This window comes from Spiroplasma endosymbiont of Amphimallon solstitiale (assembly GCF_964030965.1).
Taxonomy (GTDB): Bacteria; Bacillota_I; Bacilli_A; order Mycoplasmatales; family VBWQ01; genus Spiroplasma_E.
This window is the reverse complement of the sequence record NZ_OZ034999.1, coordinates 803055-828984: the sequence shown is the minus strand read 5'-3', so window position 1 is coordinate 828984 and position 25930 is coordinate 803055. Positions and strand designations below refer to the sequence as shown.

26 protein-coding genes and 5 pseudogenes are annotated in these 25930 nt (G+C 22.4%); 12 read left to right on the top strand and 19 right to left on the bottom strand.

Going from position 1 to position 25930, the window contains the following annotated elements:
- Window positions 1–30: 30 nt before the first annotated feature.
- Window positions 31–660: pseudogene (locus AAHH39_RS05060) on the top strand (IS30 family transposase); the annotation flags it as partial.
- A 593-nt stretch (window positions 661–1253) separates the two neighbouring features.
- Here the strand turns inward: AAHH39_RS05060 and AAHH39_RS05055 are convergent.
- The 4 genes from AAHH39_RS05055 to AAHH39_RS05040 form a co-directional block, all read right to left on the bottom strand.
- Window positions 1254–2936, bottom strand: a complete 1683-nt coding sequence (locus AAHH39_RS05055; RefSeq protein ID WP_342219083.1) for a hypothetical protein — start codon at window positions 2934–2936, stop codon at window positions 1254–1256.
- 1705 nt (window positions 2937–4641) lie between these two features.
- Complete coding sequence (locus tag AAHH39_RS05050) at window positions 4642–5700, bottom strand: MSC_0882 family membrane protein (RefSeq protein ID WP_342219082.1); 1059 nt, start codon at window positions 5698–5700, stop codon at window positions 4642–4644.
- 19 nt (window positions 5701–5719) lie between these two features.
- Window positions 5720–6028, bottom strand: a complete 309-nt coding sequence (locus AAHH39_RS05045) for a hypothetical protein (RefSeq protein ID WP_342219081.1) — start codon at window positions 6026–6028, stop codon at window positions 5720–5722.
- Between the two features lie 123 nt (window positions 6029–6151).
- Window positions 6152–7333, bottom strand: coding sequence for a prolipoprotein diacylglyceryl transferase (locus tag AAHH39_RS05040; protein ID WP_342219080.1), 1182 nt, complete (start codon window positions 7331–7333; stop codon window positions 6152–6154).
- A gap of 418 nt (window positions 7334–7751) precedes the next feature.
- Here AAHH39_RS05040 and AAHH39_RS05035 point away from each other — a divergent pair, with 418 nt between their 5' ends.
- The gene (locus tag AAHH39_RS05035; RefSeq protein ID WP_342219079.1) at window positions 7752–8375 is read left to right on the top strand and encodes a hypothetical protein; all 624 of its coding nucleotides are present in this window, start codon (window positions 7752–7754) and stop codon (window positions 8373–8375) included.
- A gap of 383 nt (window positions 8376–8758) precedes the next feature.
- Here the strand turns inward: AAHH39_RS05035 and AAHH39_RS05030 are convergent, their stop codons facing one another.
- The gene (locus tag AAHH39_RS05030; RefSeq protein ID WP_342219078.1) at window positions 8759–9271 is read right to left on the bottom strand and encodes a hypothetical protein; all 513 of its coding nucleotides are present in this window, start codon (window positions 9269–9271) and stop codon (window positions 8759–8761) included.
- 75 nt (window positions 9272–9346) lie between these two features.
- Window positions 9347–9700: a hypothetical protein gene (locus AAHH39_RS05025; protein WP_342219077.1), complete on the bottom strand. Its 354-nt coding sequence runs from the start codon at window positions 9698–9700 to the stop codon at window positions 9347–9349.
- A 131-nt stretch (window positions 9701–9831) separates the two neighbouring features.
- On the opposite strand from AAHH39_RS05025, the gene AAHH39_RS05020 reads away from it, so the two are divergent.
- Complete coding sequence (locus AAHH39_RS05020; protein WP_342219076.1) at window positions 9832–9978, top strand: hypothetical protein; 147 nt, start codon at window positions 9832–9834, stop codon at window positions 9976–9978.
- A gap of 428 nt (window positions 9979–10406) precedes the next feature.
- On the opposite strand, the gene lepA is transcribed toward AAHH39_RS05020, so the two are convergent.
- Entirely contained in the window at window positions 10407–12215 is a 1809-nt protein-coding gene (lepA, locus tag AAHH39_RS05015) for a translation elongation factor 4 (RefSeq protein WP_425288919.1), read from the bottom strand.
- Window positions 12216–12438: 223 nt separating this feature from the next.
- On the opposite strand from lepA, the gene AAHH39_RS05010 reads away from it, so the two are divergent.
- Complete coding sequence (locus AAHH39_RS05010; RefSeq protein WP_342219074.1) at window positions 12439–12699, top strand: hypothetical protein; 261 nt, start codon at window positions 12439–12441, stop codon at window positions 12697–12699.
- Window positions 12700–12730: 31 nt separating this feature from the next.
- Here the strand turns inward: AAHH39_RS05010 and AAHH39_RS05005 are convergent, their stop codons facing one another.
- On the bottom strand, window positions 12731–12871 hold the full coding sequence (locus tag AAHH39_RS05005) for a hypothetical protein (protein ID WP_342219073.1): 141 nt from the start codon (window positions 12869–12871) through the stop codon (window positions 12731–12733).
- Here AAHH39_RS05005 and AAHH39_RS13325 point away from each other — a divergent pair.
- The 3 genes from AAHH39_RS13325 to AAHH39_RS13320 all read left to right on the top strand — a co-directional run bounded on the left by AAHH39_RS13325 (window position 12870) and on the right by AAHH39_RS13320 (window position 14552).
- Window positions 12870–13169, top strand: coding sequence for a BspA family leucine-rich repeat surface protein (locus tag AAHH39_RS13325; protein ID WP_425288913.1), 300 nt, complete (start codon window positions 12870–12872; stop codon window positions 13167–13169). The two genes, AAHH39_RS05005 and AAHH39_RS13325, sit on opposite strands and share 2 nt — an antisense overlap.
- Before the next feature lie 97 nt (window positions 13170–13266).
- Window positions 13267–13986 (top strand): hypothetical protein, encoded by a 720-nt coding sequence (locus AAHH39_RS05000; protein ID WP_342219072.1) that lies wholly within the window; start codon window positions 13267–13269, stop codon window positions 13984–13986.
- Window positions 13983–14552: an ETX/MTX2 family pore-forming toxin gene (locus AAHH39_RS13320; protein ID WP_425288918.1), complete on the top strand. Its 570-nt coding sequence runs from the start codon at window positions 13983–13985 to the stop codon at window positions 14550–14552. Before AAHH39_RS05000 ends, AAHH39_RS13320 begins: the two co-directional genes overlap by 4 nt.
- Before the next feature lie 212 nt (window positions 14553–14764).
- Here the strand turns inward: AAHH39_RS13320 and AAHH39_RS04995 are convergent.
- The 3 genes and pseudogenes from AAHH39_RS04995 to AAHH39_RS04985 form a co-directional block, all read right to left on the bottom strand.
- Window positions 14765–15460, bottom strand: a pseudogene (locus AAHH39_RS04995) (IS30 family transposase); the annotation flags it as partial.
- A gap of 85 nt (window positions 15461–15545) precedes the next feature.
- On the bottom strand, window positions 15546–16505 hold the full coding sequence (locus AAHH39_RS04990) for a transposase-like zinc-binding domain-containing protein (RefSeq protein ID WP_342217913.1): 960 nt from the start codon (window positions 16503–16505) through the stop codon (window positions 15546–15548).
- 89 nt (window positions 16506–16594) lie between these two features.
- A pseudogene (locus AAHH39_RS04985) lies at window positions 16595–16858 on the bottom strand (helix-turn-helix domain-containing protein); the annotation flags it as partial.
- Window positions 16859–17002: 144 nt separating this feature from the next.
- On the opposite strand from AAHH39_RS04985, the gene AAHH39_RS04980 reads away from it, so the two are divergent.
- The gene (locus tag AAHH39_RS04980) at window positions 17003–17365 is read left to right on the top strand and encodes a hypothetical protein (protein ID WP_342219070.1); all 363 of its coding nucleotides are present in this window, start codon (window positions 17003–17005) and stop codon (window positions 17363–17365) included.
- A 39-nt stretch (window positions 17366–17404) separates the two neighbouring features.
- Here AAHH39_RS04980 and AAHH39_RS04975 read toward each other — a convergent pair whose 3' ends face one another.
- Window positions 17405–17536 carry a hypothetical protein gene (locus tag AAHH39_RS04975; RefSeq protein ID WP_342219069.1) on the bottom strand — a complete coding sequence of 44 codons (132 nt, stop codon included), beginning with the start codon at window positions 17534–17536 and terminating at the stop codon, window positions 17405–17407.
- 21 nt (window positions 17537–17557) lie between these two features.
- Between AAHH39_RS04975 and AAHH39_RS04970 the strand changes: the two genes are divergently transcribed.
- Window positions 17558–17893 (top strand): hypothetical protein, encoded by a 336-nt coding sequence (locus AAHH39_RS04970; RefSeq protein ID WP_342219068.1) that lies wholly within the window; start codon window positions 17558–17560, stop codon window positions 17891–17893.
- A gap of 23 nt (window positions 17894–17916) precedes the next feature.
- Here the strand turns inward: AAHH39_RS04970 and AAHH39_RS13315 are convergent.
- Window positions 17917–18051 (bottom strand): annotated as a pseudogene (locus tag AAHH39_RS13315) (IS30 family transposase); the annotation flags it as partial.
- Window position 18052: 1 nt separating this feature from the next.
- Here AAHH39_RS13315 and AAHH39_RS04965 point away from each other — a divergent pair.
- Window positions 18053–18196 carry a hypothetical protein gene (locus AAHH39_RS04965; protein ID WP_286641345.1) on the top strand — a complete coding sequence of 48 codons (144 nt, stop codon included), beginning with the start codon at window positions 18053–18055 and terminating at the stop codon, window positions 18194–18196.
- A 127-nt stretch (window positions 18197–18323) separates the two neighbouring features.
- Window positions 18324–19268 carry an IS30 family transposase gene (locus tag AAHH39_RS04960; RefSeq protein ID WP_342217458.1) on the top strand — a complete coding sequence of 315 codons (945 nt, stop codon included), beginning with the start codon at window positions 18324–18326 and terminating at the stop codon, window positions 19266–19268.
- A gap of 19 nt (window positions 19269–19287) precedes the next feature.
- Here AAHH39_RS04960 and AAHH39_RS04955 read toward each other — a convergent pair whose 3' ends face one another.
- From AAHH39_RS04955 to AAHH39_RS04935, 5 genes are read right to left on the bottom strand one after another with little or no spacing between them, the layout of a single operon-like run.
- Window positions 19288–19854, bottom strand: a complete 567-nt coding sequence (locus tag AAHH39_RS04955) for a hypothetical protein (protein ID WP_342219067.1) — start codon at window positions 19852–19854, stop codon at window positions 19288–19290.
- Between the two features lie 41 nt (window positions 19855–19895).
- On the bottom strand, window positions 19896–20843 hold the full coding sequence (gene fmt, locus AAHH39_RS04950; protein ID WP_342219066.1) for a methionyl-tRNA formyltransferase: 948 nt from the start codon (window positions 20841–20843) through the stop codon (window positions 19896–19898).
- Window positions 20830–22584, bottom strand: a complete 1755-nt coding sequence (locus AAHH39_RS04945; protein WP_342219065.1) for a DUF2779 domain-containing protein — start codon at window positions 22582–22584, stop codon at window positions 20830–20832. The genes fmt and AAHH39_RS04945 overlap by 14 nt, the downstream gene beginning before the upstream one ends.
- A 36-nt stretch (window positions 22585–22620) precedes the next feature.
- The gene (locus AAHH39_RS04940; RefSeq protein ID WP_342219064.1) at window positions 22621–23229 is read right to left on the bottom strand and encodes a hypothetical protein; all 609 of its coding nucleotides are present in this window, start codon (window positions 23227–23229) and stop codon (window positions 22621–22623) included.
- 21 nt (window positions 23230–23250) lie between these two features.
- The gene (locus AAHH39_RS04935) at window positions 23251–23532 is read right to left on the bottom strand and encodes a hypothetical protein (protein ID WP_174480491.1); all 282 of its coding nucleotides are present in this window, start codon (window positions 23530–23532) and stop codon (window positions 23251–23253) included.
- Between the two features lie 212 nt (window positions 23533–23744).
- Between AAHH39_RS04935 and rpsT the strand changes: the two genes are divergently transcribed.
- On the top strand, window positions 23745–24005 hold the full coding sequence (gene rpsT, locus AAHH39_RS04930) for a 30S ribosomal protein S20 (protein ID WP_342219063.1): 261 nt from the start codon (window positions 23745–23747) through the stop codon (window positions 24003–24005).
- Window positions 24006–24702: 697 nt separating this feature from the next.
- On the opposite strand, the pseudogene AAHH39_RS13310 reads toward rpsT, so the two are convergent.
- Window positions 24703–25786, bottom strand: a pseudogene (locus AAHH39_RS13310) (IS30 family transposase).
- Window positions 25787–25930 lie beyond the last annotated feature (144 nt).

The window sequence follows — 25930 nt, the reverse complement described above, 5'->3', positions numbered from 1 at the left end:
TAAGTGTCCTTTTTAATTTTACAATTCAGGTCAACAAAAACTTTATATAACATGTTTAAAACAAATCGAATGGGTTTTGATGAAAATAACTTATTGAGAAAAGGAAAAAATAAACCTCACAAACAAAAAGAAACTAGGGGCAGAATTAATAATTGTAAGTCTATTCATGAAAGAAATTTAATCATTCCTAATATTAAAAATATAGAAGAATTTGGTCATTTAGAGGGTGATACTATCATTGGTAAAGATCATAAAAGTTCTATTATTACTTTAGCTGATATATGATCAAAAACCACAATTCCTTTAGCAACTAAAAATAATAAATCAGAAAATATTACAAAAAGTATAATAAAATTTATTTCAAAGTTACAAAAAGGAACAGTTAAAACTATTACTTTTGATCGTGGTAAAGAATTTAGTAAATGAAAATTAATCGAAAAAAATTGTAATGTTAAGATTTATTTTGCAGATCCTGGTAAACCTTGTCAAAGAGGTTTAAATGAAAATAATAATGGTATTTTAAGAAGATATTTACCAAAATCTACAGATCTATCTTCATATAAACAAAAAGATTTAAATACTATAGCATTTCAAATTAATTCTACACCCAGAAAATCACTATCTTATAAAAGACCAATAGATTTAATACAATTATTTTAAAAAACTGTCCCATTTATATTTACAATTCAGGTTATCAAATTTAAAACAATAATATTATATTTGAATTAAAAATGTTGGGAAAAAATACGTAAATAAATTTTTCTCAACATTTATATGATAAGATTTTAATTATACATAAAGAGAAAAATCATATTCTATACCTTGTAAAACAAGTTACACAAATTATTGAAAAACTTCATAAGATTTAAAAAAGGTGATTTTAATTATCACCTTTTCTTGTCAAGAAAAATAATTATAGTTTATTAAATTGAATCTTATAAAGATTATTTAATTTATTCTGAGTTCCATTAAATCATGATGTTTGTTCTGCTGTAAAAATGAAGTTTGCCCTATTGTAAAAAATGAAATCTGTTCTTTTGTAAATGCCTGAATTTGTCAAATTAGAAATGATTGAATTTGTTCTTTGGTAAATGATGAAATTTGTCAAGGCGTAAAAGACTGAATTTGTTTAGGTATGAATGATGAAATTTGCTGTGATGTAAATCAAGAAATCTGTTGTTCAGTAAACGATAAAATTTGTTCAGGAGTAAATGATAAAATTTGTTCTTCAGTAAATTCCTGAATTTGTCAAATTAGAAATGATTAATTTGCTCTTTTGTAAATCATGAAATTTGGAAAGGTGTAAATACTGGAATTTGTTGTTCAGTAAATGCTTTAATTTGGTTTTCTGTCAATGACTGAATTTGTTGCTTGGTTAGCATTCTAACTTGTTGTTCAGTAAATCACGAAATCTGTTCAGAACTAAATCATGAAATCTGTTCAGAAGTAAAAAATAAAATTTGTTCAGGAGTAAATCATGAAATTTGATTTTTGATAAAGCTTTGAATTTGTTGTTCACCAAATGCTTGAATTTGTCAAGATGTAAATCATGAAATTTGTTTCAATGTCAATGCTTGAATCTGAACCTCAGTAAATACTTGAATCTGAACTCTATGAATTCAATTAATTTGTTCAATTGTAAACGCTTGAATTTGCTTAGGTATAAGTATTTGAACTTGTTCAGGAACAAATCATATAGTTTGTATTCGTTTAAATCATGGAACTTGATGTGATGTAAATGCTTCAAACTGTTCTTTGATAAAGCTTTGAATTTGTCAAGGTGTAAGTGATTGAATTTGCGAAGATGTAAATCACAAAACTTGTGTAGATTTAAATCATGAAATTTGATCGGATGTAAATGATTGAATTTGATCTTTTGTAAAAAAATGAATCTGTTCAAATGTAAAAAATGAAATTTGCTGTTTTGCAAATCACGAAATTTGAAGAAGCGTAAATGCTTGAATTTGTTCTTCAGTAAATCATGAAATCTGTTCAGAAGTAAATATTTTAACCTGATTATCATTAAAAAATTGAATTTGTTCTGGCAAAAAAGATTGAATTTGCGAAGATGTAAATCACAAAACTTGTGTAGATTTAAATCATGAAATTTGATCGGATGTAAATGATTGAATTTGTTCTTTTGTAAATGCTTGAATCTGAATATCTACAAATGCTTGAATTTGATTTTCTGTAAACGCTTGAAGTTGAGGTTTGGAAAATCATTTAATTTGTCAAGGTGTAAATCACAAAACTTGTGTAGATTTAAATCATGAAATTTGATCGGATGTAAATGATTGAATTTGTTCTTTTGTAAATGCTTGAATCTGAATATCTACAAATGCTTGAATTTGATTTTCTGTAAACGCTTGAAGTTGAGGTTTGGAAAATCATTTAATTTGTCAAGGTGTAAATCACAAAACTTGTGTAGATTTAAATCATGAAATTTGATCGGATGTAAATGATTGAATTTGTTCTTTTGTAAATGCTTGAATCTGAATATCTACAAATGCTTGAATTTGATTTTCTGTAAACGCTTGAAGTTGAGGTTTGGAAAATCATTTAATTTGTCAAGGTGTAAATCACAAAATTTGCTGTTGTGTAAATCATGAAATCTGTTTAGGAGTAATTTTTTGAATTTGTCATGGTTTAATTCATGAAATTTCTTCAATGGTAAATGATAAAATTTTTTCTCTATTAAGTGATTGATTTAATATATTTATATTTTTTTGTATTTTTAGAGTTAAATTTTTTTCTCATACTTTAAAATTTGATTCTTGATTTTCTATTAATGATATATAAGTAGCATTTTCACTAGTTCAATCTTTAATATTTGTATTAAAGGTTAACTTATCATCAATACCTTGATTTTCAGAAGTAAAAAGTTGAGCGCTTAAAACTCACAATTTAATTCAATAACTTGGACTAAAATATTTCATTTTTGATACCTCCTAACACTTAATTTTAGTTAAATATTTAAAAATAATGTGTGATTCGTTTTAATTACTGGATAATTTTTATAAGTTTTAATTTGTATGATATTGGTAATTTTTAAAATTTAGAATGTATTCTTTTATATCATTCATAATTATCATAATTGCAAAATATGATATATTGATTTATATATTTAATAAATTTATTATGCTTTTAAATTTCTAATTTAGGAAATTATTTAATTCATTTATAAGTAATTAGTATTATTTAATAAGATAAAATATTTTTTTACTATTTGATATAAAAATAATATCTATTTTGTAAATTCATCTGTATATATTAAGTAATTATATCTCCTTACTTTTAGTAGTAAATGTTCATATAATTTTATAGCTTCTTGATAAATTTAATTTTATCCACTATTTATTTTAATTAAATCAAAATCCTTAATTAAACTATATTTAAAATACTATATCATCTTAAATACATTTCATAAAATTATTCAAGTTACTGCTATAAGTTCTACTGATAAAGATAACATACTTTATATTTTATAAATAAAGAAAAAATATAACTAAATATCTTAACATTAGCAACTATCAATCCTTTTAAATACTATTTAATAGTACATAAATGGGTATTATTTCCAAATGTTTGTATTCTCAAAATAATAATTTATTTTAGTAATCAAAAAGTATAGAAATTATTTTAATTATACTTTCTTGTAAGCACTAAAATATAGAAATAATGAAATTAAAAAACAAAAAAATTATATATAAATGAAAGATAGATTCTTATAAATTTCAATTAAGTTGATTCATAAAACAAATTTCTTTTTGCGATTTCGATATTTTTCAATAATCATTTTAAATTTCTTAAGTATTAAAACAGCATTTTTAATAAAAATTCTCATTTTTGAAATTATTCTATTACTTATTTTTGTTATTTAATTATTATTTGATTTTTTATTATATTTTTTTCTTTTTTACTGAATAATATTACTATTTTTAAATTTCGTAAACATAATATTATAAGTTATTATGGCTATGAAATTATTAATCCACAAGAGTTAAATCAATACAAAAAAAAGATAAATAGAATATGTATGATTACTATTGGTTTTGCTTTTTTGGTGATTTTTATAATATTTTATTCTAATAAATTACTTAATTAGTTTATATTTCTTCTCTATTTTTGTTAATATAAATAAATTTTTGTTGTAATGTATTAAATATATTTTTTATAAAATCTCTATTTTCAATTTTCTAATAACTTTTTCTTAATTTTAAGTATATATATATATATATATTAAACTAATTTTTAAAATATACAATAAAATTAGTTATATAAATAATTTTATTGTATATTTAACTTAATTTCTGGTTAATATCTGACATTAAATTTGAATCAATTTTTAGTATAATTTAAAATATGTTCTAAATCACAAGTAATATTCATATAGTCGACAATAGTACTCAAGTCAATAGCAAAAGGATTTTATTAAATTTATTTCTAAAGATTTTTTTAAATGTACTATCTTTGTCTATATTTTCAACATAAATTTTAATAAAACCTATTATTTCAAATAAAAATAGGTTAAAAAATTTATTTTAAGTTTATAGTTTATATACTAAACTTTCAAAAAAATATAATCAATATATTTTTTCATAAATTAAGTTTATTAAATAATGTTTCTTAATTTTTTAATAATTACTTTTTCTTTCGTCTTTTTAATACAAATATTGGAATAACAATTGCAAAAAATATTAAAGCAGTAAAACCAATAGTAATAATCATACATATTCTATTTATCTTTTTTTTGTATTGATTTAACTCTTGTGGATTAATAATTTCATAGCCATAATAACTTATAATATTACGTTTACGAAATTTAAAAATAACAATATTAATCATATGAATAAAGAAAATAACACCTAAAATAATTGTTAAAGTTATTGCATCTTTAATAATATCAGGAACATTAACTGTTCATTTTTGAATAATAAAAGTTAATTTCTGACCACTAATCAAAAACATAATGCCAATAATAATACCAAGAACAATATAACTACTAATACTTATTCAATTAATAATTATCAAGTTAGCATGAATTTTACGATAATTTCTAATTATAAAATTAGGAGGTAATAGTGACCCTTTTAGTGTTCTTTCAATATATAAATCCACTTCTCTTCTTAATGTCACAAATTCAATAATATTAATTAAAATAATAGTAAGAGCAATAATCGCTAATGGAATAGTAATTACAGGATGAGGAATAATTTTTATGTTAATCATACCAAAATATAAACCAATAAAAGTTGAAGCAATAATTAATGTCATAACACCAATAAATAATAAAATCAATTGTTTTAGCTTCTCTGATTTAATTTCTCTGCTAATTGGTTTTGGAATTTTAAAACTATTTTTATAACTAACTATTTCCATAGTATTAAATGTTTGTGGTTGATCATAATACATATCTTTTTCTTTAGTAAAGTTTTCATTGATCGGCACTGTCTTTTTTTCTTGTAAAGGTATTATATAAGAACTAGTAACTTGTATATTTTTACCATCATAATTTTTTTCATTATAATCGTTTTCATTAAAATCAGAATTATGAATATTTTCTTTATTTTTATTAATTGGTGGTACAACATTGCTAAAATAAGTGTTATTATTAGTTGATTTTTGATAACTTTCTTTATCTGATAACCTATTTTTTTGTGAAAAAAATTTATCAAATAATTTAAATTTTATTTTAGACATATACATCACCTACATTTAATTAGTTAAAATATTTTTTTGTCTTTTTAGAAATATATTTACTTGAATAAAATTTTCTTTGTAATTTGGCAATTTCATGTTCAATTTCCAAAATTTTATCTTCAAATTGATAATCTTTTTCTTCTAAACTTAAGTATCCTTTAATAGAAATCCTTTTGCGTAAATACATTATTAATAAAATTGATAATAATAACAGAAAAATCAAAAGTGCTAACCCACCCATTGAATATAAAAAAGTAGTAATTGGAATCTCAAAACCTAAAAACTTAATGGTATTAGTACTACTATCATCACTTACTACTGCTAACACTAACTTCACCTCATACATTAGTATATAAATATTATAACAAAAACACCAAATCTAATTAATATTATCTATTTAATAGCTTATTTTCTGTTATAATAATTATTTTAATAATAAAAAAGAATATTATTAATATTCTTTTTCATATGTTCATCCTTCGCTACGTAAATATTTTGCTGCAACAAATTGTGCAAATATTGCTAGAAACAGACCAAAGAAAGTAATCAATAATAAAATTGTATAATCAAGGATTGGACGATTAATTAAAAATAAATCTTCTGGTGGGCGCTGTAACTCTAAAATAAATCTAATTAAATTTCATCCAAAAAAGTAAAGTCCCATTTGAACACCTGCATGCATCATTCGATAATGATGTGGATTATTTATTTCATAAAGTTTTTTGCTTTTATTTATATAATCATTAATTTTCTTACCAGAAGGTTTGACTTCTGATAATGCTTTATTTACTACATTTTTTGGTACTTGATTATAATAGTAAACTTCATTTCACATTTTAGTTCAAGTCAAATGCTTTGGGTCACGATTTACTTTATTTCAATATTTTGGATTAAAAGTTATTTTTCCTCAGTATTTAAAATTATCTTTAAAATCAAATTGAAACTTATCTGGCTCTACTTTTCATGGCTTTTTACCAAATCATTTACCAAGATTTGGAACAACAAGTGTAATCACTAATCATAACCCTAAATTAGCAATTGATTCATAAAGAAATATTGGTGCACGATAAACAATTTCACCATTAATCGTTTCGGGATTACCACTTGGTTCACCAATTAATTTAAAACAATTATCACGAATAAAAGCAGGTAATCATGATAATGAATCATAACTTACAACATTACCAAGTAATTCATGATTAAAGAAATTGCCTCAACGTCCTAATACCTGTCCTAATAAAATATTAGGAATAATTAAATCGCCATATATTCATAATGATATTTTATACTTACGACCAACAAAGTAAAAAATAATTGCACCAGCAATAATGCCAAATAAAACACCACCATGAATAGACATCCCTGGTTTTCAAAATGCAAATTTTTCAAAAAAACTAATTGACTTATCAGGATCATCCTTGCCAAGAAAACTAGCACCAAATAATGAAGCAGGAATAATAAATATTATTGATCATGCTAAAGAATCAGTAGGAACACGATAACGTTTAAATTTTACTCAAGAAGCAATAATTGAAGCAAAAATACCTGACATAATAGCAAATGCATAAACATGAAATCATCCACCATAAGTATCAGTAATGCCGTGAGGTCCAACAAAATCTAAATTTAACATAATAAACACCTCACTTACAAGACCATCTTTTAATATAGAATACCATAATAGAATACCATAACTAACTAAGAATCACAATATAAATAAAGGCAAACAATACATATTACATATATAATTTTGATAAAGTGTAATTGTAATTCACATTTTTTTAGATTTTTTATTGTATATTATTTTTTGCAAATATAAACTTAAATTAAGATTTACCAAAAAACAAATACAAAAAATAATGTATTTTTGCTAAATCTTAATTTAATTTTTAAAAAAAAGGGGGAATAAAAATGAAATTTAAACAATTGTTATTATTAATTACCACTGTTACAAGTTTAGGGATGATATTATCAAATAATAAAATAATTAATAGCAATCAAAATACTACTTTTTAAATAAAAGCAATGTTTCTAAAATTAGTTTTAACAAAATGACAGGCACTACTGGTGAAATTAATAGTTTAACTTTTAAGGGTGAGCAAACTTATGCTGTTAATAATGAAGGTATTGTTTATAAAAGTGACAATGGTCAATCTTTTGAAGAAATAAATTTACTTAATTATGATTATAAAATAAAATCACTAATTACAACAGCTAATGGCACAATTTACGTTGGAACTTATAATGAAAAAAATAATGAATTAAAAGTTTATATTCTTAAAAATGATCAACTTGCTGAAAAATATACTTTAAGTTCACATCAATTATTAGCAATGACTTTTGACAAAGAAAATAATATTTATATAGGAACAAATCAAGGGGTATATACTAATTCAAGTCCAACAACTGAATTAGAAAAAATAGATGGGGCAACAGGTAGCATTACAGTTTTAAAAACAACTAAAAATGGCTTAATTTATGCTGGTAATACAGAAGGAATGATTTTTAAAAGTATTGGGGGTAATCCTTTTAATTTAGTTGAGCAACTAGAAGATGGTGGTATTACAAGTATTGCTGTTGATAATAAAGAAACAGTCTTTGTTACTAACAAGAGTAAACAAGTTTATTATAAACCTGTTACTATTGCTAATTTTTACCATATAAGCAAACTTTAAAAACAATAAATACAACAGTAATAACTTTTGGAACAGGGCTTTTAGTTGGTGATAAAGATGGTAATATATGAAAAAGTTATCAAGAAAAAAACTTCACTTTATTCTATGAAAATAAACTTAATTCAATTAATGAATTGATTTATAATTCTAATAATTTTACTATTTATGCAACAACTACTGATGGAATATATAAAAATAAATAATCTAATTTAAAATAACTAATTTTAAGTTAGTTCTTTTTTTAAAAAAATTGTAATACTTATTGAAAAATTTAATAGTAAAATTATAAATCATTTTAATTTTTTATAATTTTGTTTATTCATAAAACATCTCTAATATTTTATTAGAGATGTTTTTAAAGATACTTTATAAATATATTAAACTTATATATTTGCTTGTAAATTTGATTTATATAAAAAACTATTACTATTTTTTAACTTTAATTTTATTTCTTTAAAAAAATCAAATTTTTCTTTTTCTTTATAATCATTAGAAAATATTTCTAAAGTTTCAGCATCAAATTTTTCATAAAAATGATATATATTATTGAATACTTGCTCTTGTGTTTCTTCTTCTTTTATTACTCGATATATAAAATTAAGAACTGAACACATTTTTCGATATTTATTATCTTTTCTTAAAGCATTATTAAATTTTTCTTTTTGTTTAGTATTCATTTTTGATATTTTTGAACTATTTTTAACGTTTGTTATATCAATTTCTTCATCGACTAAATAAACTATTTGATCTAAAAAATTTAATACTAATTCATCTACATCTTTTGATTTATATTTTTTTAAGGTTTCTAAATAAGTATCTGCTAAATTAATTGCTAATAAATTTAAAAAATTATTTAAAATTTTTGTTTTTAAATTTTTATTGATATTTAAATCCATTATCAAAACTCCTTAAAATTACCTTCAATAGAGTGATTATATCAATTTTAACCTCATATTTTTGTAAATACAATATTACTTTATTTTTTTACCTTTAATTCGTTTTCTTTTAAGTTCCAATTCTAATTTAGGATTATTATCATGTTTTAAATAATAATTTTGTCTATTTATAATTAATTTATTTTCTAATATTAACCCTAATCTTTTATTTTTTTCTTCAGCTAATTCTTTTTGTAATTTTCTGTCTTTTTCATTTTCAAGTGATTCATGTTTAAATCTAGAATCTTGTAAATCTTTTTCATGTTGTCTTTGCTTTTCTTTATCAATTAATTTTGATTCAATCTTAGCTCTATTTTCTATATACTTTTTAATACTTTTAAAAATAGAAATTGGGTTCAAACAATCAATTATTTTTAATAAAATTTTCACATAACCCCCTACTCCGCATTTAAGTAATTATTATTAATATACTTATTATAAATTAAAATTTTATCAATTTCTTAGGGAATTGTTTTTTTATTATATCATTTTATTTAAACTTGCTTTTAATTTATTTTTCTATGAATACTAGATTTATTATAGAAAATTATTTTAATTATGTAGAAAAGTATGGATGACCAAAAATTATTCATCAATTTACACTTAAAATATTATTTTTAATTAAAAATTTGTTAAAAGTAACATTATTTAGTGTAAAAATTCTCTAAAAATAACACTTTATCATGTATAATTACTTTTCTAAAAAATTAAAAGAAAATTATATCATTTTATTTATAAAAATTATAAATAAAATGATATAATCAAAAATATAAATAAATTATTTATAAAACTTTGAAATGGGGAATATAAAATGATTAATAACATAAAAAATATGATTAAAAATTACTCTAGAGAAATTGAGTGTCACGCAATAATTAAAAATAATTTAGAAAATAATCATTTAAAAACTCAAGAGAATTTAATTAATATTGAAATGCAAAAAAATTACATAAAAATTAAAATGGAAATAATTGCAGAATTAAAAAAAATACTATATATTTAACATAAAATTGTGAGAAATCTGATTTTAATCTAAAAATATGCTTTATGAAAATAATTCAATTTAGAAAAATACAAATCAAGTACTTATACTTTTTTAATTTTCTTCATCTATTTTTAAAACAGCACGAAATGCTTCTGGTGGTAATTCAACATTACCAATCGATTTCATTTTTTTCTTTCCTTCTTTTTGTTTTTCTAAAAGTTTTCTTTTTCTTGTAATATCACCACCATAACATTTAGCAATAACATCTTTTCTAACTGCTTGCACAGTTTGACGAGCAATAATTTTATTATTAATAGCAGCCTGAATAGCAACTTCAAAATTTTGTTTTGGAATTAATTTTTTTAATTTTTCACATAAAACACGCCCACGATCATAAGCAAAATCCTTATGAACAATAACAGATAATGCATCAACAATATTACCTGCTAATAAAATATCCATTTTCACTAATTTACTCTCCTGATAACCAATTAACTCATAATCTAATGAGGCATAACCTTTTGATATTGATTTTAATTTATCAAAAAAATCAATGACAATTTCATTCAGTGGCATATTATAAATAAGAGTTCTTCGTAAATTATCAGCATATTTTAAATCTAAATAAGTTCCACGTTTATCCTGACATAATTGCATCAATGCACCAACATATTGTTCTGGTGTCATTATTGTTACTTGCACAAATGGTTCTTCTACACTTTTAATTGTCTGCACAGTTGGTCATTTTGCTGGATTATCAATTATTAACTTTTCACCATTAGTTAAATTTACTTCATAAATTACAGAAGGAGCTGTTGAAATTAAAACTAAATTATATTCACGCTCTAAACGCTCTTGAATAACATCCATATGTAATAACCCTAAAAAACCACAACGAAAACCAAAACCTAATGCTTGTGATGTTTCAGCAGTAAAAATTAATGAGGCATCCGATAATTGAATTTTATATAATGCATCCTTTAATTCTTGATATTTATTAGTATCAATTGGATATAAACCACAATAAACCATTGGTTTTAAAGTTTTATAACCTGGTAATGGTGCATCAGCAGGATTAATAACACTAGTAATCGTATCACCAACATGAATATCACTAATTATTTTAATTGCACCACTAATTCAACCAACTTCACCAGCTGTTAACATTTCTCTCTTTTCTTCTTTTGGTGTGCGTACTCCTAATTCAGTAATTTCATATTCAGCACCAGTTGACATCATTCTTATTTTATCGCCAACTTTAATTACACCAGTTTTGATTCTAATAAATGCCATCACTCCACGATATTTATCATATAATGAATCAAAAATTAAAGCACGTAATGGTTCATTATCATCAGCATCAATTGGATAAGGAATATATTTAATAACTGCTTCTAAAACATCACGAATATTAATACCTGTTTTTGCAGAAATTAAAGGCGCATAATCAACAGGTAAACCCAATACTTTTTCAATTTCTTCTTTAACTTTTTCTGGTTCAGCACTTGGTAAATCTATTTTATTAATAACAGGAATAATTTCTAAGTCATTATCTAATGCTAAATATACATTTGCTAAAGTTTGTGCTTCAATACCCTGAGCAGCATCAACTACTAAAATGGCACCCTCACATGCTGCTAAACTACGCGATACTTCATAAGTAAAGTCAACATGACCTGGAGTATCAATTAAGTGAAGCAAATAAGTATGACCATCTAATGATTGATATTTAAGTTGTACACTATTTAGTTTAATTGTAATGCCACGTTCACGTTCTAAATACAGTGAATCTAACAATTGACATTTCATTTCCCTTTTTGAAACAGCATTAGTTAATTCTAAAATACGATCAGCCAAAGTTGATTTACCATGATCAATATGGGCAATAATTGAAAAATTTCTAATGTATTTTTTATCGATACTCATAATATTATTTATTCACCTATCTTTTGCTTATAAACTATTTACTATGTTTTAGTATACCAAAGTTTAAATAAAATTAAATCGAAAGTTGCAGATAATGTTATAAATATATTAAACTATCACTTAACAATATATGAAAAGATATATACATAAATAACTAGTTTTTAAAATCATGTAAAATTATAATAACAAAAAATAAAGGAGGGAGGGTGTTAATAATATGAAAAAAATATTAACAACATTAAGTATTTTAGCAATTACAATTACTGTTGGAAATGTAAATAATGTTAATTTAAATAGTAGTTCGCAACAAAATGTACATATAATTAATAAAACTCAACAGGACACAATTTACATTGACAAAGATGGCAAACAAATAACAACTAATGAAACAGATTTATCAAATGTAAATAGCAAAGAAATTGTTCAAATTGGATTTTATAAAAACATCATTGATCAAATTCAAGCTTTAATTTTGTAAAAAAGTAATGATACATGATAAAGTGTTATTTTTAGAGAATTTTTACACTAAATAATGTTACTTTTAACAAATTTTTAATTAAAAATAATATTTTAAGTGTAAATTGATGAATAATTTTTGGTCATCCATACTTTTCTACATAATTAAAAGAAATAACTTCTTTAAAACACATGTTTTGAGATGCTATTGTCTTCAATCAAGATATTTCAAAGTGAGACATTTCAAAAGTAACAGATTTAAGTCTTATCTTTCAAAATGCCATTGCATTTAATCAAAGTCTTGCAGATTGAAATACATCAAATGTAATAAATATGAATTCAATGTTTGCTAATGCTTTAACATTTAATCAAAATATTTCAAATTGAAATACTTCTAATGTAACAAATATGAATAAAATGTTTTTTAATGCAAGATCATTCAATCAAAATCTTTCAAAATGAAATGTAAAAAAAAATAATAGAACACAGTAATTTTGCTACTGGCTCAAAAATTGATAATCCTAGTAAATTACCAAAATTTAAACAATAAAAAAAATTTAATAAGAAAAAGATAAGGTGGTAAATAATTATGAGAAAACTGCTAAGATTTATATTATCTTTAATGGTTACAACACCAACAAGTATTAGTTTAGTTGCTTGTGGAGGAGCAGTATATCCTGTACATAAAAAAGATTTAAAAGGTTTATCTGATAACTTAGACATTACAACACTTGATAATAATGTAAAAGTTTTTAAAGTTGAATTAATTAATAAATTAAGAAAAAAAACATTTTCAAATTTACAACTAAGCGATGTAAAAATTAGTAAAAATAATAATACACCTCTACAAGATACTGATATTAAAAATAGAAAATTAATTATAAAAATAATTGCATTAAGTACTTCTATAAACTTTACGGGTGAAAAAACGATAAATATAAATATTACAACCACACAAGAGAAAAAAGACTTAAATTTACTTATAGCAAATCAAAACCTAGGATTTATTAAAATTTTAGCAAAAAATTTAATTCCAACCAAAGAGGAACTTTTAATTGGTATCAAAAGCATAAATTATGATGCTAGTATTTTAACTATTAATGATTTTAATATTAAAGGGTCTATTAATACTACAAGTGCTATAATTGAAGGAACTGGTGACTATAAAGGTGAAATTACTTTAAGTTATAGACAAGAATTTGATTTTAATATATGAAATTTTCTAGATATTCTTGTAATGGGTCATATGAAAAATAAAGGTTATTGATTGGAAAATATGAAACTTAATATTAAAAATAATGAAATTTAACTAAGACCTTTGAAACTTCTGAACAAACAGAACTTAAAAATAATACAAACCTTGAACAACAACTTAGTACACAAGAATACGATAAAGAAGTAACAAATACTTATTCTGTTACTAATACATATGATGTTGGTATAAGTGAAAAAATATCAATACCTTTTGAAGAAACAACCTTTAATTTTAACTTTAGTTATAGTACCACAAATACAAATTCTGAATCAGTAACATTAAAATATCCATCTCAAAAAATAAATGTATTACCTCATAAAAAGGTAAATATAGATTATTATATATTTTTAAATAATACTAAATCTGACTATATTCTAACTTTAAAATTAGATAAGAGTTCAACTTTTTCTGGAAATTTATATTATTGAGAAGGTAATGTTAATAAAGGTTGACAAACATATAATTTCTATGAGCTTCTAACAGAATTAAATAAAAATCAATTTGCTAATAATTGTTTAATGTATGCTAACAATAACGAACTATATTATTCTATTCCATTAACCTTATATGGTAAATCTAATGAATTAGATGTTACAATCAATCCAGAACAACCAATTTAAAGTTTATATAAAATATTTAATTCAAAAATAACATTTTTTAAATATTATTTTTTATTCACTAAAGATTTTTTATTCAACTTTAAAATTATTAAAACAACATTAACAAAAGAAAATTATTATGAAAATCATTAATAAGTGCTAAAAATATATAATTTATATCAGAAAATTATTTTTAATTAATCCTGAATTGTAAATATAAATGGGACAGTTTTTTAAAATAATTGTATTAAATCTATTGGTCTTTTATAAGATAGTGATTTTCTGGGTGTAGAATTAATTTGAAATGCTATAGTATTTAAATCTTTTTGTTTATATGAAGATAGATCTGTAGATTTTGGTAAATATCTTCTTAAAATACCATTATTATTTTCATTTAAACCTCTTTGACAAGGTTTACCAGGATCTGCAAAATAAATCTTAACATTACAATTTTTTTCGATTAATTTTCATTTACTAAATTCTTTACCACGATCAAAAGTAATAGTTTTAACTGTTCCTTTTTGTAACTTTGAAATAAATTTTATTATACTTTTTGTAATATTTTCTGATTTATTATTTTTAGTTGCTAAAGGAATTGTGGTTTTTGATCATATATCAGCTAAAGTAATAATAGAACTTTTATGATCTTTACCAATGATAGTATCACCCTCTAAATGACCAAATTCTTCTATATTTTTAATATTAGGAATGATTAAATTTCTTTCATGAATAGACTTACAATTATTAATTCTGCCCCTAGTTTCTTTTTGTTTGTGAGGTTTATTTTTTCCTTTTCTCAATAAGTTATTTTCATCAAAACCCATTCGATTTGTTTTAAACATGTTATATAAAGTTTTTGTTGAAATACTTTTTATTTTATTTTCCTTTAAAAAATTAGCAATTATATCAAGAGCATAATTTTTTTTTAATTATGTAGAAAAGTAGTGGTAAAATAAAAAAAGTCATCAACTTGACTTAAAATTTGATTTTATTAAATTTTGGGATTTATTTTTTTTACAAACTGAAATATAACACATTGGATTTTTGATAAGGGGTTAATCCGTAGTGTTGATATTTTCATTTCCATAAATTGAGGTAATTTTGAATATTGGTAAATCCAATGCCATGGTAATGAGTAATAAATTCTTTTAAACTTGATTGTATTTTACTGACATTACTTAATTTTTTATAATTTAATTCTTTATTTTCTTTTGATTTAAACTGCTGGATAGTGGATTTAGTTTGTTTAGCTACTGTATCATATAATACTTGCATATCACAAACTATAATTGAATTTTCTTCGATAAGTTTCGATGTTAAGTTTTCTTGTACTCATTTTTTATTTAATCTTTTAGTATTTGTTGTTTGAGCATAGATATTTCGGTTTTCATCAATTGCCATTTGAATACAACAATTTAAATCTTTAGCATTTTCTTCAATTCATTGTTTTCTTGGATCATTTGGATCTTTAAAGTTTCCTTTATGAATTTCTTTGATAAAAGTTTCGTCAATTTCAATTCTAGCTTTTAATTTTACAAATTGATTTTGTGTTTTTACTAATTGTGTTGATTTCATAAATTTTTGACGATTAAATCAGGCAGTTTTATTTGTAGTATTAATAAATTGAGAAATAATGTAAGCAGATTGACCTAAAGTAGCTATTTGTATCAATAAATCTCATTGATCATGAGATAAATGACTTCAATAAAAATAATGATTTTTAAAAGCATGAAAAGTAATATTACAACTTTTACATTTATATCTTTGCTTATAATCTTTACTACCATATTTAGTACACAAAAAAGAACTACAATCTGGACATTGAATCCCTTTCTCTTTGAATTTTTGTTCGACTGCTTCAAATTTTTCTTTTTTCTCAATTTGTTTAATTCTAGTTTTATTTTCTCTAAAAATCTCAATAAAATCTTTATCAGACAAATTATTTAAAATTTCTTTTACTGTATTTTTATTCATTTAAAATCACCTCTTTAATATTAAAAATACCATATAAAAATATATTTTTGCTAATTTTACTAATACCACTACTTTTCTACAAAATTAAAGTAATTTTTAGTAATTAACAAATGATTAATAGTATTAATTTCTATTAAAGTTAAAATTATTAATTTTCTACCTGCATTTTGTTTATTTTTTTGAATTTTATTCAATATTTCTAATGGTAATAAGTTTTGATTTAATAATCTACAAACTCTATGTACAGTTGATTTACTATAATCAATGGCTTTTGCTATTTTACGAATCGAAAATCCATAACTTTTATATTCTTTTATTGCTATTATTGATTCAATAGTCAGATACTTATACATTGTGCTAATTCCTTTCTTTTTTTAATTATAGAATTAACACAATTTAATTTTTATATAAGTGTCCTTTTTAATTTTACAATTCAGGAATTAATAAAATATTAAAAATAACTAAAATTTTTCTAGATTTAAAAGGAGAAAAAAAATATGAAAAATATGAAAACTTTATTTAAATTAATGACAGCAGTTATTTTAACAACAGTTAGTACAAGTTCACTCATTGCATGTCAATCAGATGATAATCTAAAAATGAATATGCAAGTACAAAAAGATTTTAATTTTTTAAATTCAAATAATAATTCAACAATCAAATTAGATATCTATCAAAATAATATAACTAAATTAACAAAATGAAACTCTATTCAACTAAACAATATTACTGCCAGCAATTTATTAGAGAATGATAGCGAAACTGCTAAAGCTAAATCTGCTGATGCTGGTAACTTTTTAGTTGATATTTTAAAATTAAAAACAATTAGTGGCCAAGGAAAATATAGAATTTTTCTTTAATTTTGTAGAAAAGTAATGATACATGATAAAGTGTTATTTTTAGAGAATTTTTACACTAAATAATGTTACTTTTAACAAATTTTTAATTAAAAATAATATTTTAAGTGTAAATTGATGAATAATTTTTGGTCATCCATACTTTTCTACATAATTAAAAGAATTTTTAAACACAGTGATACACAATCCATTAATATGAAAGTTAAATCTTATTCACCAATAATTAATAAAAAAATAGATCATACAGATTACGTAATTACAGGTGGTACAGTAACTATATTTTTTGAAAAAAATAATAAACAATTATCTGACAATTATTTATTAAATATTTTATCCAACCCAAATGATGGTCTTGTATTACCTAAATTACCAACCACATCTAACATATCATTAAATAACTTTAATGATATTCCAGAATTTAAAATTGGACAACCTAAATCAAAATTATTAGTTGATACAGATTTAACAAACTATCTAAAAAGTCCAATTTATTCTTTAGGAGAAAGAATCTTTAATTTTGTAGAAAAGTAATGATACATGATAAAGTGTTATTTTTAGAGAATTTTTACACTAAATAATGTTACTTTTAACAAATTTTTAATTAAAAATAATATTTTAAGTGTAAATTGATGAATAATTTTTGGTCATCCATACTTTTCTACATAATTAAAAGAAAGAATTGCTGATCTTATGAAACAAGGTGACCACTTTAAAGTTAAAGTAAGTAAGTCCGTAAATGATGGAACTTATTTTGCAAAAGGTGATGTTATTAAAGTAAAATTTTCAATTGGTGAAATTCAATTTAATAGTGAATATACGCTAACTATTATTTAAAATAAAAAAATGAATAATTATTATATTCATTTTTTTATTATTCCTGAATTGTAAAATTAAAAAGGACACTTATATAAAAATTAAATTGTGTTAATTCTATAATTAAGAAAAGAAAGGAATTAGCACAATGTATAAGTATCTGACTATTGAATCAATAATAGCAATAAAAGAATATAAAAGTTATGGATTTTCGATTCGTAAAATAGCAAAAGCCATTGATTATAGTAAATCAACTGTACATAGAGTTTGTAGATTATTAAATCAAAACTTATTACCATTAGAAATATTGAATAAAATTCAAAAAAATAAACAAAATGCAGGTAGAAAATTAATAATTTTAACTTTAATAGAAATTAATACTATTAATCATTTGTTAATTACTAAAAATTATGCTCTTGATATAATTGCTAATTTTTTAAAGGAAAATAAAATAAAAAGTATTTCAACAAAAACTTTATATAACATGTTTAAAACAAATCGAATGGGTTTTGATGAAAATAACTTATTGAGAAAAGGAAAAAATAAACCTCACAAACAAAAAGAAACTAGGGGCAGAATTAATAATTGTAAGTCTATTCATGAAAGAAATTTAATCATTCCTAATATTAAAAATATAGAAGAATTTGGTCATTTAGAGGGTGATACTATCATTGGTAAAGATCATAAAAGTTCTATTATTACTTTAGCTGATATATGATCAAAAACCACAATTCCTTTAGCAACTAAAAATAATAAATCAGAAAATATTACAAAAAGTATAATAAAATTTATTTCAAAGTTACAAAAAGGAACAGTTAAAACTATTACTTTTGATCGTGGTAAAGAATTTAGTAAATGAAAATTAATCGAAAAAAATTGTAATGTTAAGATTTATTTTGCAGATCCTGGTAAACCTTGTCAAAGAGGTTTAAATGAAAATAATAATGGTATTTTAAGAAGATATTTACCAAAATCTACAGATCTATCTTCATATAAACAAAAAGATTTAAATACTATAGCATTTCAAATTAATTCTACACCCAGAAAATCACTATCTTATAAAAGACCAATAGATTTAATACAATTATTTTAAAAAACTGTCCCATTTATATTTACAATTCAGGTTTTAAATAATCAAATTCTTGATCATTTCAAAAACTATAATTTGATCTAATTTTATTTTTACTAAGAGCATAATAAATTGGAATAGCAACAAAATAAGCAAAGACAGCTTGAATACTATCAGTAATTAATTCATTAACTGTAATAGCATAATCTTGATAAATTACTAAATAAGACAATGGGTAAATAAGTAATAAAATAGCAGCAAAAAAGAAAGTATAAACAGTACTTCATCAAGATTTATTAATTAATAACTTAATAACAAAAAACATTAAAATTCTAATAAAAATTGTAATAGGAATAACCACAATTTTAACACCACTAATTAAATCAAAAATGCCACCCGCAATTGGTCCTGCAAATAACAGCATTGGCCCTTCAAAAAAAGCACAAAATGGAATAAAAACAGCATCAAATAATTGCAAAGTAGAATTTCCACCAAATAAACTAGTAATTGCTCAACCAAAAAGAAAAGTTGAACAATAACCAATTGTTACTAATAAACCAGTAATAATACCAGTCATTGCTAAATATTTAATTGAGCAAAAACGATACATCTTTTCCTCTTAGATTACTAAAAAATATTAGTTATTTTTTACTATTTAAAGATAAAACCAATTGCAATTGGATTAATTTTAGAACCATAGTAACAAGCTGCTATAATTTCTTTTTTACCTGCTGGTTGAATAACTTTAATTACTATGTTATTAGTTTTAGTGGCAACAATAATACCTAATTTATTTATTGCAACAATTGTTCCTGGCAGAGCATTTGATAATTCATTAGTTACTGCTACTTGATGAATTTTGTATATATTATCATTCAACGTAGTATAAGCAATTGGTGTATTATACAATCCACGAACATGACATGAAATTAATTGTGCTGAAAGATTTCAATTAATTTTTTCATCACTTCTTTTAATATTTAAACCAAAAGTTACTTTATTTTCATCTTGTTCTTGCTCTTGTATTTCATTATTAATGATTTTTAATAAATATTTTATTAACATATTTTGTGCTAAAGTTATCAACTTATTAACTAAAGAAGTATATGTATCCTCAATACCAATTGAAACTTGTTCTTGAACATAAATTGCTCCTGCATCCATTTTACTTACCATTTTCATTAATGTAATACCAGTAGTTTGTAATCCATTAATAATTGCTCATTGAATAGGGGCACCACCACGCAATGATGGTAATAATGAAGCATGAATATTTAAACATTTATATTTTGGTAAATTTAAAATTGCTTTTGGTAAAAATTGCCCATAAGCACAAGTAAGAATAACATCAATATTTAATAATTGTAAATCTTTTAAACTTTCAATAATATTTTCGGGTTGGAAAACAGGGATTTGATATTCTTGTACCAATTGTTTAATTGCTAAAGGAACAACTTCTTGTTTACGACCAATTTTACGATCTGGCTGACAAACAACACCAACTATTTCAATTTCATTTTTCATTGTTAATAACAATGTTTTTAAAATATTTTCAGAAAAAAAAGAAGAACCCATAAATAAAATTTTAAATTTTTTCATAATTTTCGCCCTCAATTTTTGCTTTGTACATTTCAATAATATTTTTTACATGTCAGAATAATACTACCATACCTAAAGTATCTTGAGCACAATATTTTAACATATTTTCACGAAAATTATGAATTCAATTAGTTAAACTAATGTTATTTTCAACTCTTCTACGAAAAACTTCTGATGCCATATCTCCTTTTTTAATAACTAATCCTTCATAAGAAAAGGAAGGTTCAAATGCTGGTAAAGTTTTTTTAATTGAAAGAGAACCATAAAACTGTTCTTTATAAATTTTAAATTCTTTAAAAAAATCTTGTAAATCAATAGTACCATCATGAATTAATGATAATTTATTTTTATATTGAGGATAATAATAAGCTAATTTTTTAAGAACAGATTTCTCAAATGATTGATTATAAGCAACATACGTACCCTTACCATGAATATTAATTAAATCATGACATAATTTTTTTGTTAACATTTCTCTTGGATCATCATTGCCATCTGCTAAAAATTCATAATGTTTAATTGATTTATAAGTTTTAAAATCAAAATCTGGTGCTAATAATACATGGACAGAATATTGAAAAGGAATTTGTTGATATGGTTTACTATTTTTAAACTTAGGTATTGCAGATTTCATAGTCTCAAAATCATACATATAAATTGGATATTGGTACTTTTTGTATTCAATTTTTAAATCAACAAATTTATTGCCATCAATTAATTTTTCACCATTTTTAATTACATCATATTGTCTTAAATGTAAATTAGACTTTATTAAAAATGGTAATAATCTTTCATCATTAATTTCTAACAAATCTTCTTCATAATATCACAATGCTTTCTTAGTTTTTCTTAAACGATATAATTCAAAAATAGTATTATGAATAGAAAAATATTTAAAAATATGAGGACAAAATTGATTACTATTTTCATGACAATAAGGTAAAGTTAATAATTTAACTATTTCGTCAATATCACTAATTTTAATAATATTCTTAATATTTTCATATTGTAATTTCAAATTATTATTTAAAATTTCATCTTGAATTGATTCAAAAAGACTAAAACTTTTTTTAGTATTAGGACTTTTTTGTCAAGTTGATCCATTAACAATAAATAATTCATTTAAATCTATTTTTTCTTTCTTAACATAATTATTATTTAAATACATAATATAAGTATTAACTACTTTAATTCCACATTTAGTTAAAATATCATACTGATAAAGTAAATCTCACATATGTTCTTCTTTAACTCAAGTTACTGCTTTTACTTCAATTAAATCCCAACCATCATTATTTCGTTTTAAAATATCACACTTAGTAACACAACCCTGATATTCAAATCTTGGTTCAAATAAAACATCATACTCTTTATTATTAATAATTTCTATGACATTATTACCCGGTTCAGACTCAAAATTAAAACAAGAATATTTTACTTTAAAATATTCTTGAGCATAGTGCCCAGTTTCAATACCGTCTGCAATTGTTTCACCAAGATAAAATTCAGAATCATCTTCTTCATTATAATTATTTTCAAATGTATCATCGTCTAAATCAGAAATAGTAATTAAATTAGATTTAAATTTACTACTTGTTTTAGTATGAGTTAGTTCAACAAAATTTATTATCTTTTTCTCTTCAATTAAATGCTTAGCTAAAGCATAATTTTTTGCATTTAAAAATCATGAAAGTTTTCGACAAATACGGAAATGCTTATAATCATCTTTATAAATTTTCATTACATATCACCCAATTGCCTACTTAAAAATAAAGATTTATTTATCTTTTCATCCAGAAAATTTATCATGAATTGCAATTTTAGGTTTTTCTAAATTTTTAGCACGTTTTTTATTTTCTTTATTTTGTAAACGTTCTTCTTCAATTGCAAGTTTAACGGCTTCATTTTCTTTTTTAATTGCTGCTTTTTCTTCTGCTGTCTTTCTTTTTATTTTAATTTTACCACTACGTTTTTTTGACATTTCAATTTTCTTAAGTGTTTCTTCTAAATCTAATTCACAATTTACTTTTCAAATTGTTTCAAATTCTTTCTTTGATAATTGCTTAGTAAACCCTTCTACCTCAAATGCTTTAGTTGCAAATAAATCATTTTTCTTAGAATCATATAATTTTACAATTACATCAAAAACATCACGATAGCGATATTCTTTACTACTACGTGAAACTACTTGTTCAAATTCTACTGTTTTATGTTGCAATTTTAATTCATCACGCATAAAGGATTTAATAATATTTTTTACTTCTTTTTGACGTTGTTTTTTCTCTTCTTTTTTCTTCTTTTTTGCTGAAATGGTTGTAAAAATAAAAATTATTAAAACTACTCCTATAAGCGCTAATATTCATCATTGACTAGATAAATTTCCCATTTTTTATTCCTCTTTTTTGATTTATAAATTTTCCTCGATTACTGCTAATAGTTTAGTTGGACTCATCGGTGAAATTGTTAAAATTAAATTAACATCTTTTTTAATCACAAAATAAAGATGTGTTTTATTTACTCTAATATATTTAAAACTTTTTGTCTCTTCAATATCATAAGACTCATTAATCAATTTTAAACAATATTCACGTAATTGGATATCATTTAAGTCTTGCAATTTTAATCTTGTTCTAATCCTACCAATACTATGGTAAGAAAATTGATAAGGGTTACGAAAATAGTAACTCATTTATTTACCACACCTACATTTATCATTAAAGTTTTTAAACAAATAATTTACATTAAAAGTGTAAAAAAATTAAAATATACTATTAACAAAAAGCTAACACATTAATTATACTGAAAAAATAAAAAATATTATACAACATTTATGATTTTTGTTATAATTATTTTTGTTGTAATTAATCTATAAAACATGTTCAAAACAAAAAAGGAGAAAAAATGGCTAACATTGCATCACAAATTAAAAGAATTAAAACAAACCAAAAAAGAAATGAAATTAATAAAAGTTATAAATCTAAAGTTAAAACTGCTTTAAAAAAAACTGAAATATCAATAAAAAACAAAGCAGAAAATGCTGCAGTACTTGTTAATGAAGTATGTAGTTTAATTGATAAAGCTGTTGTTAAAGGCATTTATCACATTAATAAAGCTGCTCGTCAAAAATCTAAAATTATGACTAAATTAGCAAAAGCAAAATAACTATAATTTATTTTAAAAATCATTAAAATTAGACAAAATTACTCTCTTTTCTTAAAACATTAAATTTATATTTTTATATTCGACGTATTTTAAAAAAATAAAATATACATTTTATAAGTTAAATTAAAATTATCAACAAGGAAAAAGACAAGAAATAATCTTGTCTTTTTTTGTAATTGTAAAATTTTAAAATTTTTATTATTAGCACCCTTTAAATATCTACTACACGCAGTGACCAAGTAGGAGAAAGTTAATAATTAATAATCTTCTTTAACACTATTATCAACACGTGTTAGGGAATTAAAACAGTGAACCACAACACAGTTGTTAAAAATAGTGGCCAAAACATGTGGACTTGCATGGATAAATAATAAGTGGACTGATACCTAATAAATTATACTAACCAGTAATGGTAATTCTTGGGGTTGGAGCGAATTGGAAACTAGTATATATAGACCTACTAGGGAACCTACTATATTAATTCTATTCTTTATTTAACCAACCTTACCACCACCAAGTGAGTAAGTGTTGGTTTTATTTTTTATTTTTTTTTAAAATTTTATAATTTATTTTTGAGCCCATTTTTCTTAAAAAATATAATTAATAGTATTAATAATCTAAAAATAAAAATATATATTCTTTATGCTAAAAGCAACAGAATATATTCCTGAATTGTAAATATAAATGGGACAGTTTTTTAAAATAATTGTATTAAATCTATTGGTCTTTTATAAGATAGTGATTTTCTGGGTGTAGAATTAATTTGAAATGCTATAGTATTTAAATCTTTTTGTTTATATGAAGATAGATCTGTAGATTTTGGTAAATATCTTCTTAAAATACCATTATTATTTTCATTTAAACCTCTTTGACAAGGTTTACCAGGATCTGCAAAATAAATCTTAACATTACAATTTTTTTCGATTAATTTTCATTTACTAAATTCTTTACCACGATCAAAAGTAATAGTTTTAACTGTTCCTTTTTGTAACTTTGAAATAAATTTTATTATACTTTTTGTAATATTTTCTGATTTATTATTTTTAGTTGCTAAAGGAATTGTGGTTTTTGATCATATATCAGCTAAAGTAATAATAGAACTTTTATGATCTTTACCAATGATAGTATCACCCTCTAAATGACCAAATTCTTCTATATTTTTAATATTAGTAATGATTAAATTTCTTTCATGAATAGACTTACAATTATTAATTCTGCCCCTAGTTTCTTTTTGTTTGTGAGGTTTATTTTTTCCTTTTCTCAATAAGTTATTTTCATCAAAACCCATTCGATTTGTTTTAAACATGTTATATAAAGTTTTTGTTGAAATACTTTTTATTTTATTTTCCTTTAAAAAATTAGCAATTATATCAAGAGCATAATTTTTTTTTAATTATGTAGAAAAGTATGGATGACCAAAAATTATTCATCAATTTACACTTAAAATATTATTTTTAATTAAAAATTTGTTAAAAGTAACATTATTTAGTGTAAAAATTCTCTAAAAATAACACTTTATCATGTATCATTACTTTTCTACAAAATTAAAGTTAATTTCTATTAAAGTTAAAATTATTAATTTTCTACCTGCATTTTGTTTATTTTTTTGAATTTTATTCAATATTTCTAATGGCAATAAGTTTTGATTTAATAATCTACAAACTCTATGTACAGTTGATTTACTATAATCAATGGCTTTTGCTATTTTATGAATCGAAAATCCATAACTTTTATATTCTTTTATTTGCTATTATTGATTCAATAGTCAGATACTTATACATTGTGCTAATTCCTTTCTTTTCTTAATTATAGAATTAACACAATTTAATTTTTATATAAGTGTCCTTTTTAATTTTACAATTCAGGAAAGTAAAAATCAATTTAAAAAATATTTTTCATTGATTAAAAAGCAATTTGATAATAAA